Genomic DNA, 15,629 nt, shown 5'->3' with positions numbered 1-15,629 from the left:
TAAGAATTATGGAAAGTTTACAAAATAAAACAATTGGAGCATTTGTAGCTGAAGATTATAGAACAGCAGCAGTATTTTCAAAATATAAAATCGATTTTTGTTGTAAAGGAGGCAGAACTATCACAGAGGTTTGTGTAAAACAAGAAATTGAACCTAAAGTTTTGCTGAAAAAAATTCAAGAAGCTTTATCGGCAGAGGATACTAATAAAATAGATTTTAATTCATGGCCATTGGATTTATTGGCTGATTATATCGAAAAAACGCATCACCGTTATGTAGAAGATAAATCAATCATTATTATGCAATTCCTAAATAAACTTTGTAGTGTTCATGGAGGGAATCATCCAGAACTGTTCAGGATAAACGAATTGTTTACCGAATGCGCAAGCGAATTAGCACAACACATGAAAAAAGAAGAATTAATGCTGTTTCCTTTTATAAAAAAGATGGTAAAATCAAAAGAAACGGAAGCAGATTTGATGCAACCTCCTTTTGGAACGGTATCGAATCCAATTGCAATGATGATGCAAGAACATGATACTGAGGGAGAACGCTTTCGCGAAATTGCTAGCTTAACAAATGATTATACAGCGCCAAGTGATGGATGTACTACTTATAAAGTAACATTTGCAATGCTAAAGGAATTTGAAGAGAATTTACATACACACATTCATTTAGAAAATAATATTTTGTTTCCTAAAGCAATGGTTCTAGAGAAAGAGTTCTCTTAAAAGTAAATGTATATTGATTAAGAGAATGCACCGATAAATTAATTAACATCGGTGCATTTTTATTATTATAAATTGATAATAATAGATGTTTTAAACTACTTTTAATTTAATTAAAAATGAAATTGTTATCTAAAATGAGTTCGCAAAAAAGTTGGATTATATGTTGCTTCTTTAATTTCTTGATAGCCTCACTTATGGGGTTATTGATGCGTTATCTCTATCTATTTCCATTAAATATAAATTATAGTTTTTTGCTTCATGCGCATTCTCATGTGGCAATGCTTGGCTGGGCGTATTTGATGATTTATGTTTTGATTGTTCGTTTTTATCTTCCAAAAGAAAAAGGGGAGAAGCCGATTTACAGTCAGTTATTTTGGGTTACTGAATTTGCTGTTATAGGTATGATGGTAAGTTTTCCTATTCAGGGATATGCCTTGTTTTCGATAGTATTTTCTACAATGCATATTTTATTGAGTTATGTTTTTTGTTGGTTGGTTTGGAAAGATGGTTTTAAGGATAGAACAAGTCATCATAAACTCTTATTAGTTGCAGTTCTATTTATGGTTTTTTCGACTTTGGGAGTTTGGTGCCTAGGTCCTGCAGTAAGTATGCTAGGAAAACAAAGTGCTTTTTATCAAATTGCAATTCAGTTTTTTTTGCATTTTCAGTTTAATGGCTGGTTTTTATTTTCAGTTTTGGCTTTGTTTTTAAAGCAATTTGATGATAAGATAGAAAAAAAAGCTTTCAAAATATTCTTCATTCTGCTTATTGTAGCAACATTTTTAACGGTTGCATTCCCAATAAGTTGGTATGTCGAGAACAATTTATTAAGTTGGATTAATACTATTGGAGTTGTTCTGCAATTGGTTGCTTTTGTTTATTTCTATAAAATGCTAAAGCCTCAAATAGCTTGGTTTAAAACCAATTTAGACTCAACGACTAAAATAGTTTATGGCTTAGCTTTATGTTCCTTATTCTTGAAAACAGGCATACAATTATTGGTTCTGATACCTAATTTAGGTGAAGTTTCACATCAAATCCGAAGTTTTATAATTGGTTTTATTCATTTAACAACCCTAGGTATTATTACAGGATTTTTACTTGGAGTGTTAATTCAGAGTAAGTTGCTTTCGCATCAATCCTATTTGCTTCGCATAGGAATAAAATGTTTTATTTTTGGATATATAATAACCGAAGTATTATTATTTGTTCAAGGAGGATTTCTTTATTTTGGGAAAGGTCCGCTTTGGGGTTATTACGAAGAAATTTTTGGAACAAGTATTCTTATTGTTGTAGGTTTAAGCTTGATTACAGCTTCAATATTTAAAACAAAAATGTTACCAAAAGAGGTTAGCCTCAACCCAAGTAATAGCGAACTGACGAAGTAATTGCACTAATCTTCATTAATTAATTTTGTAACCTAAAATAGCGAGATAGAATTGCCTATAATCGAACGCGGATTAAACGGATTCGCTAAGGCGAAAACGCGGATAAAAAACGGATTTACTTTCTATTGTTTTAAAATCCGTTTTTATCCGTGTCTTTACTTTTGTAAATCTGATTAATCCGCGTTCTTTTTTTGCGACCACGATAGCTATCGGGATAAAAGGATTTCACAACTTTGCGTAAATCTTTACTGACTTTGGGGTTAATTTTTCCAACACAGATTAAGAGGATTTTAAAGCCTTGCAGTTAATTCTCATGCATATTATAAAACAAAAAACAAGAGTCGATTAATTAAAATCTTCCCTTGTTTTTTACGAATTAATTAACCTAATTAAATTTTTTCGGCTTCCAGATTTATTCTGTCAATCGTTTTGTCATTGTTTACACCTAAACCTTCTTGTTGGTAAATTAACTCTCCATCTGGATTAAAAACACTTATAATATTAGAGTGCGAAAAATCTATAGGAGATATTTTTTTATAGTTAACAGCAAGAATTGCCGCAAATTCGCGGGTGTTTTCCTCAGTAGAGCGTAAGAAAATCCAAGGATCATGATCCATTTTATTGGCAATAGCAAATGCTTTTAGTTTCTCGGGAGTATCGGTTTCTGGGTCGATGCTTACCAATATAAGTTTTACATTTTTCTTGGTTTTTACATTTAATCGAGATTCTATGTTTCTCATGTCGGCAACTAGTCTTGGACAAGCAGCTTTACAAGTTGTGTATATCATTACCATAACAAGAACATTCCCTTTTAAGCTTTTTAGTTCAATGTCTTTACCATCCTGAGTTGTCCATTGAGTGGGTAAATTATAAATAGATAAATCGCTAATTGGTTTGTCTTTTGAGGCTAATGAATCATTTTCCTTTTTTGAATCTTTACAGCTTTGTAAAGTAAAAAGAAGAATAAAGATTGCGATTATTGTTTTTTTCATCTTAAAAGATTTAGAATTATAGTTTTGTAGAGCTAGCACATCGAAACCCTAGACTTCTAGTTGAGTATTGCGCCTTGAGACTTCCTCTAAATGCATAACGCATAAAAGCAGCATAATCCATTAAGTCACTTGCATTTACTGAGGCTCCACCGCAAAAAAGATTTTTATCATTACTCTTGTCTTTTCTTGATTCTCCAGACAAAAAAATGCTATTAAAGTCAGAAGTCCATTCCCATATTAATCCATGCATATCATAAACACCCCAATAATTTTTGAATGTTTGTCCAATGGGGTTTTCATATGTTTTTGATTTCTCATACCAAGACAATATGTATTTGTTAAATTCAGCTTTGGTTCTGGCATCAATCTTTTTTTCATCTGCCATAGCAACATATTCCCATTCATCCATTGTAGGTAATCGTTTGCCTTGACATTCGCAGTATTTCTTAGCAGCAAACCAGGAAACGTTTGTTACGGGAGCTTTAGGATTTGAATTTCCAAAATCTAAATCACCTTTCCAATACGATAGATAACTTTTGTCTGCAAAAAGTCCTTTTATTTTAGATTTACTATAGTTTGGATTCTTTTTGATAAAAGCCAAAAACTCACTATTTGTAATAGGATAAACATCTATGTAAAATGATTTTACTGCAACAGGTGTTTTATCTGTAGTCCCATAAAGAGGGACAAAAGAGCCCTCTTTTATTGGAACCATTTTCGATCCTTGTGCGCTTACCATTCCCATATAAGCCAAGAAAAGAAGAATAATTAAAATGTTTTTTTGCATAATAGTACTGTTGTTATCTTAGTGATTTTACCATTTCAGGAGTAACATCTGTTTTATTATTTCCCCAACTGTTATATATGTAAGTCATAACATTTGCTATTTCATCATCAGATAAATTCTGACTTGGCATAACATTGTTGTATTTATGACCATTTACAGTTACTTCACCACTTAAACCATGCAAGATTGTTTTAATTGCTCGTTTAGGATCTGCATTAAGATAATCTGATTTTGCCAAAGGAGGGAAGGTACTTGGGATTCCTTGTCCTTCAGATTGATGACAGGCAAAACATGTGGTTCCAAAAATTTCTTTACCAATTTTTATTTTCTCAGCTACAGTTCTTTTTGGAGTTACAGTTTTGGCTGCTCCGTTATCAGGCATTTTTTGAATCGTTCCGCCTTCTGGTAAATAAATACCTTCTTGAATAGTTCCAGAATAAATGTTTTTATGTTCAGCACCTTCAACTTTTAAAATTCCCAATGCCCCTTTATTGAATGCTCTAAAAATAGAGTGGTCAACTAAGATGAAATCTCCCGGAGTTTCGACTTTAAAATCAATTATCGCAGCTCCTCCAGCAGGGATTAGTGTTGTTTGAACATTTTCATTAATCAAACTTCCACCTTCTACATGCACTTTATCAAATATTTCACCGATTACATGGAAAGAAGACACTAAGTTTGGACCACCATTACCAACAAATAAACGAATCGTTTCACCCACTTTTGCAGTAAGTTCACCTCCATTAGTCAATGAACCAACTTTTCCGTTAAATACAACATAATCAGGTGTTTCTTTTACGGCTTTATTCATATCAAAAGGTTGTAGTCCTTTGGCTCCATATTCACCTTGTGTATAAAAATCTCCTTGCATAACGTAGTATTCTTTATCTACAGGAGGAAGTCCGCCTTCAGGTTCAACAAGAATCAAACCGTACATTCCATTTGCGATATGCATTCCAACAGGAGCTGTAGCACAGTGATAAACGTACAAGCCAGGATTAATTACCTTGAAGTTAAATACTTTTTCATGTCCAGGAGCTACTAGTGATGATGTTGCTCCACCTCCAGGACCTGTAACAGCATGTAAATCGATGTTATGTGGCAACTTATTGTCTGGGTGATTTTTTAGGTGAAATTCAACTTCATCACCTACACGAGTTCTAATAAAACTACCGGGAACAGAGCCGCCAAATGTCCAATAAGTGTATTTTACACCATCAGTCATAGTTCCTTCCTGTTCTTTAATTTCCATGTTTATTTTTAGTTTCATGGCAGGTCTGTTACCAACAGGTTTCGGTACCATTGGAGGAGTTGTTAGCTCGGCTTCCATTTCTCCATCGGTCACAATATCAGTATAATTAGTTGAATGTTCTCCTTTTTTACATGATGCTAAGAGTGTCATTGCAAAAATTGCACAAAAAAAGACTTTTAATTTTAGTGGCATTTTATAATTTTTTCTCATAATTAATTTGGTTTTATTTTAGTTTTAAAATCTTTACACAAATATAAAAGACATGTTTGTCTTTTATTATGATAAAAATCATGAAATATCTATTAATTATTCTAGAAATTTGTCTTGTTATAATTTCGATAGTTGTGCTCTTAAAGAATATGTTTTTCGAGAAGCATAATACTTGAATATTGATATTCAGAATATTTTTCAATAAAAATAAATGGAAACTCTATTTTAGAATAATAATCATTATTTTTGCACGCTGTTTAAATTAAAATTATTACTTCAAAATATATTTATGGTAAAAGATTTATTCGAAAGAATTCAAAACAATAAAGGACCATTAGGAAAATGGGCTTCTCAAGCAGAAGGTTATTTTGTTTTCCCTAAATTAGAAGGTGAACTTGGTCCAAGAATGCAGTTTGGTGGAAAAAATATTTTAAACTGGAGTTTGAATGACTATTTAGGTTTAGCAAATCATCCAGAAGTACGTCAGGCTGATATTGACGCTGCAACTCAGTTTGGTGCTGCATACCCAATGGGAGCACGTATGATGTCTGGTCACACTAAATATCATGAGCAATTAGAAAACGAATTGGCTGATTTTGTAATGAAACCAGCGGCTTACTTGTTGAATTTTGGTTACCAAGGAATGGTGTCTATCATTGATGCTTTGGTTACTAAAAATGATATAATTGTCTATGATGTAGATTCTCATGCTTGTATTATCGATGGTGTTCGTTTGCACATGGGTAAACGTTTTACATACAAACACAATGACCTAGAAAGTATGGAGAAAAACCTGCAGCGTGCTACTAAAATGGCAACTGAAACAGGTGGAGGTATTTTATTTATTACTGAAGGTGTGTTTGGAATGCGTGGTCAACAAGGGAAATTGAAAGAAATTGTTGCTATGAAACAAAAATACAATTTCAGATTATTGGTAGATGATGCACACGGTTTTGGTACACTTGGTAAAACAGGAGCTGGAGCAGGTGAGGAGCAAGGAGTTCAAGATGATATTGATGTTTATTTCTCTACTTTTGCTAAATCTATGGCAAATATTGGAGCTTTTGTAGCCGCAGATAAAGATATTATAGATTACCTAAAATACAATTTACGTTCTCAGATGTTTGCAAAAGCATTACCAATGATTCAAACAATTGGTTCTTTGAAACGTTTAGAATTATTGCGTAATCACCCAGAATTGAAAGATAAACTTTGGGAAAATGTAAATGCATTACAAAACGGTTTACGTTCTAGAAATTTTAATATTGGTGATACAAATACTTGTGTAACTCCAGTTTATCTTCAAGGAAGTGTGCCAGAAGCAATGGTAATGGTAAATGATTTAAGAGAAAACTACGGTATTTTCTTGTCGATTGTTATTTATCCAGTTATTCCAAAAGGAATTATTTTACTAAGAATGATACCTACTACATCTCATACTTTAGGAGATATTGATGAGACACTTACAGCTTTTGAAGCTATTCGTGAAAAATTAGAAAATGGAACTTATAAAGAAATTGCTAGTAGAACTACAGTTGATTTAGATGCATAAAAATATTTGCTAATATTCAATTGAATATGTGGAAATTATATAAAAAAATCCATTCGTTATGCGAATGGATTTTTTTTGTTTAAAACTTTTATACAGTATATTTAACATTCAAAACTATTAAACTAAATAATATGAAAAAAAATATCTTGATAATAGGAGTTCTTACATTAGTATTGGCTTCTTGTAAAAAAGAAAAACCTGGCGAAATAATCCCTAGTACGGTAGAATCTGGAGAAATCAAAGAATCGGTAGGAAAGCAGTGTTTTCAATCAATAACTAATAAGGATACGGTTATACTGACTTTAAATACAAATTCTCATAATGAAGTAGATGGGCGATTGACGTACAAAATTTATCAAAAAGATAAAAATGAAGGAACTATAATAGGGAACATAAAAGGAGATACACTTATTGCCGATTATACTTTTAAATCCGAAGGAGTTTCTTCTATAAGAGAAGTTGCTTTCTTAAAAAAAGCAGGAACTTTTGTTGAGGGATATGGAGATCTTATAGAAACAAATGGCAAATTGGTGTTTAAAGATAAAAAGCTTTTAAAATTTGATTCAAAAATGACTTTGTCAAAAGTAGATTGTAAATAGTTTTATTGAATTATATAAGAGTTTTAGCAGTTAGAGGAGCTAATTATAATTTATTAGTTTTAAAACTGTGGAAATAAAAAAATCCATCTGCCGAGACAGATGGATTTTTTTATTATAATTCTTTACGAAAAGTAGCTCGTCGTTTGTGTATTACAGGATCAAAATGCTTCCATAAATTGTGTATGGCTACATTATCTGATAATTCGGGAGTTCTGTAGCAATTAATGATACCTTTTTCTTTAAAAGTATGGTAATACTCATTGAATATAATTGCAGTTACAGCTTTATTTTGATAGTCAGGATGAACACCAATTAGATAAAAAATCATATCCTTACTATGTTTTTTAGCTTTAAGTAAATGAAGGAATCCAAACGGAAATAATTTTCCTTTTGTTTTCTGTAAAGCTTCCGAAAAGGAAGGCATAACAATGCTAAAAGCAACAATATTATGGTCTTTATCTTCTACAAATTTTATAAATTCGGGATTGATAAAGCTAATGTATTTCTTCTTGAAATATTCTTTCTGAACATCTGATATCGCTACAAATGAAGATAAAGAAGCGTAAGATTCATTGAATAAATCAAACATTTTATCCACATGAGGCATAACTTCTTTGGTAGTCTTGAAATTTAGCGGTTTTAATTGGTATCTTCTCTTTACTAATTCATTTGCCTTTTCGAAGAATTCAGGTTTTACATTAGCGAAAGGAAACTTACTCTCATCATATCTTTTTTCTACCACATAACCGAGTTGCTCGAAATGCGTTGCGTAATAAGGATGATTATACCATGTAATCATAGTTCCCATTTCATCAAAACCTTCAGTTAAAACACCAACTTTATCGAGATTAGAGAACCCCATTGGACCTTCAACGTATTCGAGATTGTTTTTTCGACCTAATTCATATACTTTTTCAAGTAAAGCTTTGGTTACTTCGATATCATCAATAACATCAAACCAGCCAAAACGGACTTTCTTTTTTTGTTGTCCAGTTACTTCATCCCAGTTAATTATGGTAGCAATACGCCCTACAATTTTATTATTTCTCAAAGCGACATAGAAAGTAGCCTCAGCATTTTCGAAAGCAGGATTTTTGGTTTTATCAAAAGTTTCTAACTCATCAGCAATAATAGGAGGAACCCAATATTTATTGTCTTTATATAGAGAGAAAGGAAATTTTATAAATTCAGTTAATTCCTTTTTTGTTTTAGCTTCTTGTATTGTAATCATTAAGATTGTATTATATTTTAAAAAAATCTCTTTTTTGAGAGGTTGTCTAATTTGTAGTTGCAGTTATTATTCAAATGTAGATTTACGTTTTTGCTCAATTTTGATAGAATCTTCTTCAAGTTCTTTCTTTCTGCTTTTTTTACTTTTTTTATCCTTTTTACCTTTCTTAGTATCTTTAAAGTTCATTTGAACTTCCTTATAGTTGGTGTCGTAACGCCAAGAAAATCCAACACCACCATAAAAAATAGAAGGAGTATCTTTGAAATTAGTACTTATAGATGCGTCGATTTGCATATTTTTATTTAGCAAATAGGCTGCGCCACCTCTAACAATACAATCACTGTAAAAATCACTTTTATAACCTTGATTTTCTACAAAACCAGACCATTTGTCATTAAAGCCTCGTGTAAGTGTTACAACATATCCATAACTAGGAAAGTCAGTAGTGATATAATCAGCAATAATATTGGTAACAAATACCCATTTTCCATCACCTAAATGATTTTGAGTGATTAACATGATTTTTGGAGAAATGCTCGACTCATTTGTGAAAGCGTATGGATTTCCAGCAAAAGTAAAATTAGCACCTGCAAAAATAGAAACTGCTGGAATTAATTGATGCCAGTTGAATCTTTGGTTGGCTTTCCAGCTATAAATATTTGCTTTTTTTTCATAGTTTTTAAACGGATCGTAGATTAGATATTTTGCTCCTAATATAGTCTGCTTAAAATCGTTTTTTTTGTAATTAGCAAATGGAGTAGAATAATCTTCCATTTGATACTGTATATCGGCAATAAGTTCAAGTTGTTCGCGAAAAAGCCCCCAACGAAGAGTTAAATCAGTTCCGAAACCACTTGCATTATAATTTAATAAATTGTGCTTTTCGTTAATTCCATAAACGCCAACTTCGGCTTGAATTACTGATTTTCCAACAGAAAAAGCCGACATAGTTTCGCCAGGTCGGTTAGAATTGATGACATCGGTATGCTGGCCGAAAAAAAGATAAGGCGTTAAAAAAACGCTGGAAATAATCAAGTTTCTGATTTTGAACATATTATTTTTTTTAGTTAAAAAGTAATAACGCATTTCAAATGTACTATATTTTATTATTTATTTAAGATTGATATTTTAATTTTGAAGAATGGATTTGCTATTTTTGAAAAAAATTATATGATTATGCAAACAGCATCTTTTTCAGGTCTTATAAAAGCGATTTTTTATATGATTGCTTTTTATTACATTTTTAGATTCTTGGCAAAATTATTTTTACCAGTTTTAGTAAAAAAAGTGGTAGATAAAGCAGGAGAGAACTTTCAGAAACAACAGCAGCAATATACACAGCAACAGCAAAATAATTCTTGGCAAAAAACAAGAACTAATGATGAGGTGATAATTGATACCGCTAATGCGAAAAACCCACGTGAAACCAAAAAAGTTGGTGATTACGTTGATTATGAAGAAATAGATTAAATTTGTAATCGAATAATAGATTTTTCATCCATAACCAAACCTACCAAAATTGAAAGTAATAAATAAGCTTTATCCGCATGCCCTTGTTATATTGGGATTTGTACTCGTTTCTTTAATTTATTTTTATCCTGTATTACAAGGAAAACAGATTTTTCAATCGGATATTGCACAATATACCGGAATGGCCAAGGAACAAAATGATTTCAGAGCAACTGAACATGCTGAACCGTATTGGACAAATTCGGCTTTTGGCGGAATGCCAACATATCAATTAGGAGCTAATTATCCACATGATTATGTAGGGCAATTAGATGATGCTTTACGATTCTTACCTCGTCCAGCAGATTACCTTTTCCTATATTTCTTAGGATTTTATGGTTTGTTATTGGTTTTAAAAATCGATCCGCTTAAAGCTTTCATTGGAGCATTAGCTTTTGGTTTCTCTACTTATTTAATTATTATATTAGGAGTAGGACATAATGCTAAGGCACACGCGATTGCATATATGCCATTAGTTATTGCAGGATTTATACTCGTATTTCAGAAAAAATATATTGTAGGTGGATTACTCACCATGTTTGCGGTTGCCTTGGAAATCAATGCAAACCACTTCCAAATGACATATTACTTATTAATTTTCTTGTTGATACTTTCAGGGTATTTCGCATTTAATTATATTAAAGAAAAAGAATATAAGCCGCTTTTAATCTCATTTGGAGTTTTGGCAGTAGCAGGAATTTTTGCTTTAGGGGCAAATGCAACCAATTTAATGGCTACTAGCGAATATGCTAGTTTTAGTACAAGAGGGAAAAGTGAATTAACATTCAATCCAGATGGTTCAAAAAATAATACCAGCGGAAGTGCTTTAACTCGTGATTACATTACAGAATATAGCTATGGAATTGCAGAAAGTTTCAACCTAATTGCGCCAAGATTGTTTGGTGGTTCAAATAGTGAAGCTTTAGGTACAGATAGTCATATGTACGAATTTATGATTGGACAAGGGGTTCCAGAAGGGCAAGCAAAAGATTTTGTTTCGGCAATGCCAACTTATTGGGGAGATCAGCCTATTGTAGCAGCTCCTGCATATATTGGTGCTATCGTTTTCTTCTTAGCAGTTTTGGCTTTGTTTATTGATGACAGAAAAATTAAATATGTATTCTTCTCAGGAGCAATGGTCGCTTTAGTGCTTTCTTGGGGTAAAAACTTTCCGTTGGTAACAGATTTCTTTATCGATTATGTACCTATGTACGATAAATTTAGAGCTGTTTCTTCAATACAAGTAATTCTAGAGTTATGTTTTCCAGTTCTTGCAATTATGGGATTACAATCTTTCTTTAAGTTAAAAGACAGTGACCCAAAATTACAGCAAAAAGGATTAGTTCAAACAGGTGTATTTAGTATTGGTGTTATATTGATACTGGTTTTCTGTAAGAGCATGTTTAATTTCTCAGGAGGGAGTGATAGTTATTTCTTAGAGAATTACGGTCCTGATTTTGTAGATGCGCTAAAAGAAGATAGAAAAACTTTATACTCAGCAGATTTATTGCGTTCAGGATTTTTTATTGTAGTTGCATTTGGAGTTTTATGGTTCTTTATCAAAAACAAATTTTCTCAAAATACAGCACTTATAATAGTTGGAGTTTTAATGATTTTTGATTTGTTTTTTGTAGATAAAAAATATGTTTCAGCAAAAGATTTTGTAAGTGGAAGAGAAGTTGCAGTTCCTTTTCAGGAAACACCTTCGGATGTTCAAATTTTGAAAGATACTACGCATTATAGAGTTTTTGAAGTTAATGGTAACTTGTCTAGTGCACGAGCTTCCTATTTCCATAAATCAATTGGAGGATATCATGCAGCAAAACCAAGAAGAATGCAACAGTTATTTGACTATCAAATAGCTAAAAATAATATGGAAGTATTGGATATGCTAAATATAAAATACATTATCCAAACCAATAAAGAAGGGCAGGAATTTCCAACAATAAACCCGAATACTAATGGTAATGCTTGGTTTGTAAAAGACGTAAAATTGGTTAATACTGCCGATGCTGAAATGAAGCTTTTAAACCATTTAGATACTAAAAATGTGGCTGTCTTTAATATTCATGACCATGGATCTAAATTTAAGAGTGCTCGATTAAAGAAAAAATGGGATGCAAGCGGAACTATAAAGTTAGAAGTTTATAAGCCAAATTATCTTAAATACACATCAGATAACTTAAATGATGGTTTAGCTGTATTCTCTGAAATATATTATGAAAAGGGATGGAATGCTTATATAGATGGTAAGTTAACAGATCATTTCCCTGTAGATTATGTTTTGAGAGCGCTTGAAGTTCCAGGAGGTAAACATACAATAGAGTTTAAATTTGAACCAGAAGTGGTTAAAACTGGTAGCATGATTACACTTGCTAGTTCAATAGGTATGTTAGTTCTTTTAATCGGAGGAATTTATTTTGAAAGAAAGAAATCGATTAGTGTTAAGTAATTAGATTCTATTTTCAATTTGTAGCATTAATCTTTAAATCAATTTTTTCTTGGAACAAAAGAAACTTCTAATTATAACCTATTATTTCCCGCCAGCTGGAGGGCCTGGCGTGCAGCGCTGGTTAAAATTTGTAAAATATTTGCCGGAATTTGGTGTTCAGCCAATTGTATATGTACCAGAAAATCCAACATATCCAATTGTTGACGAAGGACTGGTTAAAGAAGTTTCGGATCAGGTAATTGTTATCAAGAATAAAATTATAGAACCGTATCAACTAGCTTCATTTTTTTCGAAAAATAAGACTAAAAAAATTGCTTCGGGGATTTTTCCGAATAAAAAAAAGCAATCCTTCCTTGATAAAGTCTTCCTTTGGATTCGTGGAAATTTATTTATCCCTGATGCTCGTGTTTTATGGGTAAAGCCATCAGTTTCTTTCTTAGAGAAATATATTATCGAGAATAATATTGATACAATTGTAACTTCTGGTCCGCCACATAGTTTGCATCTTATCGGATTGGAGTTAAAACACAAATTGAACATAAAATGGTTTGCTGATTTTCGTGATCCATGGACTACGATTGGTTATCATAAATCATTACGTTTATCTAGTTATGCTGCTAAAAAGCATAAAAAATTAGAACATCAGGTTTTAAATACTGCCGATACTATTCTTGTAACTAGTAAAACAACTAAAGTTGAATTTCAGGAAATAACGACAAAACCTATTGAAGTTATTACTAATGGGTATGATGTTGAAAATGTTGATAAACAAACTTTAGATACTAAGTTTACATTGGCACATATAGGTTCTTTCTTGTCCGAAAGAAATCCGCTTTTTCTATGGGAAAGTTTGGTTGAATTGTTACAAGAGATTCCAGAATTTAAGCAGCATTTAGAAATAAAACTGATTGGAGCAGTTAGTCAGGAAGTATTAGAAACAATTACTAAGTTTAAACTTAATGATTATCTAAATAATTTAGGATATGTTTCGCATAAAGAAGCTATCGCGCATCAAAAAAAATCTCAGGTTTTATTGTTAATCGAGATCAATTCAGAAGATACAAAGAGTATTATTCCTGGGAAATTGTTTGAATACATGGTTTCTAATAGACCAATAATTGCAATAGGACCAAAGGGTTCTGACTTCTCAGATATTATAACTCAGACAAATACAGGTGTGTTTTTTGACTATTCTGAAAAAATGAAATTAAAAAGTGTAATTTTGGATTTTTATAATCAATTTTTAGAAGGGAAACTACAATCAAACGGAGTAGGATTACAACAATATTCTAGAAAAAACCTAACAAAACAGTTAGCACAATTGATTAAATAGAATACTTTTTAAACTTTCAATAAAAAACATAAATACCTTCAATGGGCATAGTCTTAAATCAGTCTTTTAAAAATACTATTATAACATATATTGGTTTTGGTATTGGTGCAATAAACACGCTTTATTTATATCCGATTTATTTAGGCGAAACTTATTATGGCTTAACAAATTATATTCTTTCTGCAGCAAATGTAATTATGCCTTTGTTTGCTATCGGAATGCAAAATACGTTGGTCAAATTTTATTCTCAATATAAAACAGAAGAAGAAAGGGAGCAGTTTTTGTCGTTTACGGCTTTGTTTCCAATACTAATGTGTATTCCGTTAGGAATTATCGGAATCTTCTTTTTTGATGACATAACAGCCTTCGTATCAAAGAAAAATCCTGTTGTAAAAGAGTTTATTTTACTAATTCCTTTTGTCGGAATTTGTATGGCTTATTTTGAGATTTTTTATGCTTGGGCAAGAGTGCATATGCATTCCGTTTTTGGTAATTTTATCAAAGAAGTTGGTTTAAGACTGTTTTCATCCTTTGTATTAGTAGGATTGTATTTTCATTGGATAACCTTAATTCAATTTGTATATATAACAGCTGCAATTTATTTTTTAGCTTTCATCGTAACGATGTTTTATGCTTTTAGTATTAAGAAACCAAATTTTCAGATTACAATACCAGAGAATGTAAAAAGTGTAATGGAATATACGTTTTATATAATTCTTTCAGGAAGTGTAGCCAATTTACTATTGGATGGAGATAAGTTGATGCTTAATCAGTATATGAAAATTGAGAATATTGCCTATTATTCGGTAGCAACATATATAGCCTTGGTAATCTCGGTTCCGAGCCGTGCCATGCATCAAATAGTATATCCTATTACGGCTAAATTAATGCATGAAAATAAACATGATGAATTGAATGATTTGTACAAAAAGACATCTATTAACTTACAGATTGTTGGTGGATTTGTGATGTTGTGTATTTTCGTAAATATTAATCAGTTGTATGAAATAGTTCCTGAGCAATATAGAGGAGGAGTTCCAGTTGTTTTTATGATTGGGTTATCTAAATACTTTGATCTTATTTTAGGAAATAATAATGCTATTATTTTTAATACAAAATATTACCGAACGGTATTGTTTTTAGGATTAGGTTTAGTTGTTTTGACTTTTATTTTAAATATAATTTTTATACCAATTTACGGTATTAAAGGTTCTGCATTTGCAACGTTACTATCTATAACAGCATACAGTTTGGCAAAATTACTTTTTGTAGTTAAGAAACTTCATTTGTATCCTTTTACAAAGCAAAATTTGTATTCGTTGTTGGTTACAGCCGTGTTATTTCTATTGTTTTACTTTTGGGAATTTCCAGTTTATCCGTTAATTGGAATTGCTTTAAAATCAGCTATTGTGACGGTTTTTTATGTGTATTTAAATTATAAATTTGAAATCTCAAAAGAGATAAACCAAGTAATGGATAATTTCTTAAAGAAGCTAGGGATTAAAATTTAGTAAGAAATAAGATCGGAGATTAAAAGTGATTCTTTTTGTTTTTATATTTGTTATAACCGCTTGTGGTTTTATTACATACAAA

At 31.4% G+C, this 15,629-nt stretch carries 13 protein-coding genes; 8 read left to right on the top strand and 5 right to left on the bottom strand.

The genetic code is table 11. The annotated features are described in order from the left end of the window. Window positions 1-8: 8 nt before the first annotated feature. Window positions 9-731, top strand: a complete 723-nt coding sequence (gene ric / locus OIU80_RS00395; RefSeq protein WP_264285135.1) for an iron-sulfur cluster repair di-iron protein — start codon at window positions 9-11, stop codon at window positions 729-731. A 116-nt stretch (window positions 732-847) separates the two neighbouring features. Next, entirely contained in the window at window positions 848-2,119 is a 1,272-nt protein-coding gene (locus OIU80_RS00390; protein WP_264285134.1) for a hypothetical protein, read from the top strand. 389 nt (window positions 2,120-2,508) lie between these two features. On the opposite strand, the gene OIU80_RS00385 is transcribed toward OIU80_RS00390, so the two are convergent. The 3 genes from OIU80_RS00385 to nirK are packed head-to-tail and all read right to left on the bottom strand — an operon-like array spanning window position 2,509 to window position 5,300. Further along, complete coding sequence (locus tag OIU80_RS00385; protein ID WP_264285133.1) at window positions 2,509-3,111, bottom strand: SCO family protein; 603 nt, start codon at window positions 3,109-3,111, stop codon at window positions 2,509-2,511. A gap of 16 nt (window positions 3,112-3,127) precedes the next feature. Further along, window positions 3,128-3,898, bottom strand: a complete 771-nt coding sequence (locus OIU80_RS00380) for a formylglycine-generating enzyme family protein (protein WP_264285132.1) — start codon at window positions 3,896-3,898, stop codon at window positions 3,128-3,130. A 13-nt stretch (window positions 3,899-3,911) separates the two neighbouring features. Next, entirely contained in the window at window positions 3,912-5,300 is a 1,389-nt protein-coding gene (gene nirK / locus OIU80_RS00375; protein WP_264285511.1) for a copper-containing nitrite reductase, read from the bottom strand. Window positions 5,301-5,649: 349 nt separating this feature from the next. Here nirK and OIU80_RS00370 point away from each other — a divergent pair, with 349 nt between their 5' ends. Continuing rightward, a complete protein-coding gene (locus OIU80_RS00370) occupies window positions 5,650-6,912 on the top strand; it encodes an aminotransferase class I/II-fold pyridoxal phosphate-dependent enzyme (protein ID WP_264285131.1) in 1,263 nt (420 codons plus the stop codon). Between the two features lie 131 nt (window positions 6,913-7,043). After that, window positions 7,044-7,511, top strand: coding sequence for a hypothetical protein (locus OIU80_RS00365; RefSeq protein ID WP_264285130.1), 468 nt, complete (start codon window positions 7,044-7,046; stop codon window positions 7,509-7,511). Window positions 7,512-7,623: 112 nt separating this feature from the next. Here OIU80_RS00365 and OIU80_RS00360 read toward each other — a convergent pair whose 3' ends face one another. Together OIU80_RS00360 and OIU80_RS00355 are read right to left on the bottom strand one after the other, a co-directional pair. Next, window positions 7,624-8,742, bottom strand: a complete 1,119-nt coding sequence (locus tag OIU80_RS00360) for a GTP cyclohydrolase (RefSeq protein ID WP_264285129.1) — start codon at window positions 8,740-8,742, stop codon at window positions 7,624-7,626. 66 nt (window positions 8,743-8,808) lie between these two features. Then, complete coding sequence (locus OIU80_RS00355; protein WP_264285128.1) at window positions 8,809-9,795, bottom strand: transporter; 987 nt, start codon at window positions 9,793-9,795, stop codon at window positions 8,809-8,811. Window positions 9,796-9,918: 123 nt separating this feature from the next. Here OIU80_RS00355 and OIU80_RS00350 point away from each other — a divergent pair, with 123 nt between their 5' ends. Genes OIU80_RS00350 through OIU80_RS00335 form a run of 4 tightly spaced genes read left to right on the top strand, consistent with a single transcriptional unit; the run spans window position 9,919 to window position 15,547 of the window. Beyond that, the gene (locus OIU80_RS00350; protein ID WP_264285127.1) at window positions 9,919-10,212 is read left to right on the top strand and encodes a DUF4834 family protein; all 294 of its coding nucleotides are present in this window, start codon (window positions 9,919-9,921) and stop codon (window positions 10,210-10,212) included. Window positions 10,213-10,261: 49 nt separating this feature from the next. Further along, window positions 10,262-12,703, top strand: coding sequence for a YfhO family protein (locus tag OIU80_RS00345; RefSeq protein WP_264285126.1), 2,442 nt, complete (start codon window positions 10,262-10,264; stop codon window positions 12,701-12,703). Window positions 12,704-12,752: 49 nt separating this feature from the next. Then, window positions 12,753-14,036, top strand: a complete 1,284-nt coding sequence (locus OIU80_RS00340) for a glycosyltransferase family 4 protein (RefSeq protein ID WP_264285125.1) — start codon at window positions 12,753-12,755, stop codon at window positions 14,034-14,036. Between the two features lie 41 nt (window positions 14,037-14,077). Then, the gene (locus tag OIU80_RS00335) at window positions 14,078-15,547 is read left to right on the top strand and encodes an oligosaccharide flippase family protein (RefSeq protein ID WP_264285124.1); all 1,470 of its coding nucleotides are present in this window, start codon (window positions 14,078-14,080) and stop codon (window positions 15,545-15,547) included. Window positions 15,548-15,629: the final 82 nt, after the last annotated feature.

The organism is Flavobacterium frigoritolerans, from assembly GCF_025847275.1.
GTDB lineage: Bacteria > Bacteroidota > Bacteroidia > Flavobacteriales > Flavobacteriaceae > Flavobacterium > Flavobacterium frigoritolerans.
The sequence above is the reverse complement of the archived record's forward strand: the minus strand, read 5'-3'. Positions and strand labels throughout refer to the sequence as shown.